Below are 1,678 nucleotides of genomic sequence, written 5' to 3'. Positions count from 1 at the left end.
GGGCTGAGGCTGTGTGGAAACGTCTTTGGTTTTTCAGCTTTAAAGGTTTTCTGGTGGTTTTCTTTGGGGTTTTCGATTTCTGGACCATTTTGGGACTTATTGCGCTGGAGCGGGGTGGAAGCCGGACTCTTTTGACGTTTCTCGCCGTGCAATCTGAACGGTTTACCCCAATTTAGGCCGGAATGGCGGTCAGAAGCCCACGGACCCCGACCAGGGCGATCATCCGTTTGATGTTATAGGCGAGGACATGGAAGGCCATTTCGGTGCGGACGTTCTTCAGCCGCCGCATCCGGAAGTGCGTCGCCCCCATCCACGCCTTGATCGTGCCGAACGGGTGCTCGACGGTCGAGCGGCGCAAGCCCATCAAGGCCGGGTCGCGGCTCAAACGGTCACGCATCTCGTCGACCAGATGCTCGTGTTCCCATCGGGTAATACGACGCTCCTTGCCGGTCGTGCAGCGCGCTTTGACAGGGCAGGTCTGACAGACATTGGTCCAGTAGCGCCGCACCACCAGACCGCCCTCTTCGGTCGTGTAGCGGTAAGTCAGCGTCTGACCTGCTGGGCATCGGTAAACATCCGCATCCGCGTCATAGGCAAAGTCGGCTTTCACATACCTGCCCTTCTTACGGTTGCCGGATGTCTCGGGTCGGGGGAGGGTAGTGGTGATGCCATCCTCGTGACAGGCCAATATTTCACGGCTGCTGAAGTAACCCTTGTCAGCCACCGCACTGATTTCGTTGTGTCCGAGAGCGGCCTTCGCCGCCTTGGCCATCGGCGACAGTTGTTCACGGTCGTGCCCGGCATTGATAACTTCATGCGTGACAATCAGATGGGTCTCGGTATCCACTGCGGACTGGGCGTTGTAACCGACAAAACCACTGCCTTTGGCGCTGGTGGCCATGGAGCGGGCATCTGGATCAGTCAGGGAGATCTGCTTGTCTGGGCTCTCATTGAGCGCCGAGCCCATGTCCACCAAGCGCTCGATCTCCTGCCGGATACGCTCGCAGCGTTGCGCCAGGTTGGCAATCTTCTCGGCCCCGGCCTTACCCTCTTCCTGACGGTCGATCCGGACCATTTCATCAAGGTAGCGCTCGATGCTCGCGACCAGATGAGCGGTGCGGCTGGCGATCTTGCCTTTGGTGAAGTTCTTGTCTCGGTTGTTGTCCGCCTTGAACTTGGATCCGTCGATGGCGACACAATCCCCCTTCAGCACCCCGATCCGGCGACAGAGTTCGACGAACTGCGCACAGGTCCGCCGAATGGCAGGGCCGTTATCGCGGCGAAAATCGGCAATTGTCTTGTGGTCCGGGGCCAACCGCCCAATCAGCCACATCACCTCAACATTGCGACCAGCTTCCCGCTCCAGCGCGCGGCTGGAAGGAACGCGGTTCAGATAGCCGTAGATGAAGAGCTTTAACAGGACCGAGGGGTGATAACCTGGCCGCCCTGTCCGCGCCGGTGCTGTCCGCAGGAAACCGATCTCCTCAAGATCAATCTCCTCCACAAAGAGATCAATCACGCGGACCGGATTATCCTCGTCGATCCAATCTTCAAGCCGATCCGGAAAAAGCGTCGCCTGACTTCGCTCCGCGCCCTCGATATATCCCGACATGCCCGCCTCCAGTCTTTGCCGAAAAGCATACATCATCCGGAGTTTTCACACAGCCTCGGCTGGCAC

At 58.7% G+C, this 1,678-nt stretch carries 1 protein-coding gene; it reads right to left on the bottom strand.

What is annotated here, in order from left to right; all coding sequences use genetic code 11:
• Positions 1-172 precede the first annotated feature (172 nt).
• Complete coding sequence (locus ACFWW2_RS16065; RefSeq protein WP_393929556.1) at positions 173-1,612, bottom strand: IS1182 family transposase; 1,440 nt, start codon at positions 1,610-1,612, stop codon at positions 173-175.
• Positions 1,613-1,678 lie beyond the last annotated feature (66 nt).

Source organism: Yoonia sp. R2-816, from assembly GCF_046762905.1.
GTDB lineage: Bacteria > Pseudomonadota > Alphaproteobacteria > Rhodobacterales > Rhodobacteraceae > Yoonia.
The sequence above is the reverse complement of the archived record's forward strand: the minus strand, read 5'-3'. Positions and strand labels throughout refer to the sequence as shown.

What these genes read in the sequence shown, in the direction of transcription:
- ACFWW2_RS16065 (WP_393929556.1), bottom strand. Translation starts at nt 1,612, where the DNA reads ATGTCGGGATATATCGAGGGCGCGGAGCGAAGTCAGGCGACGCTTTTT.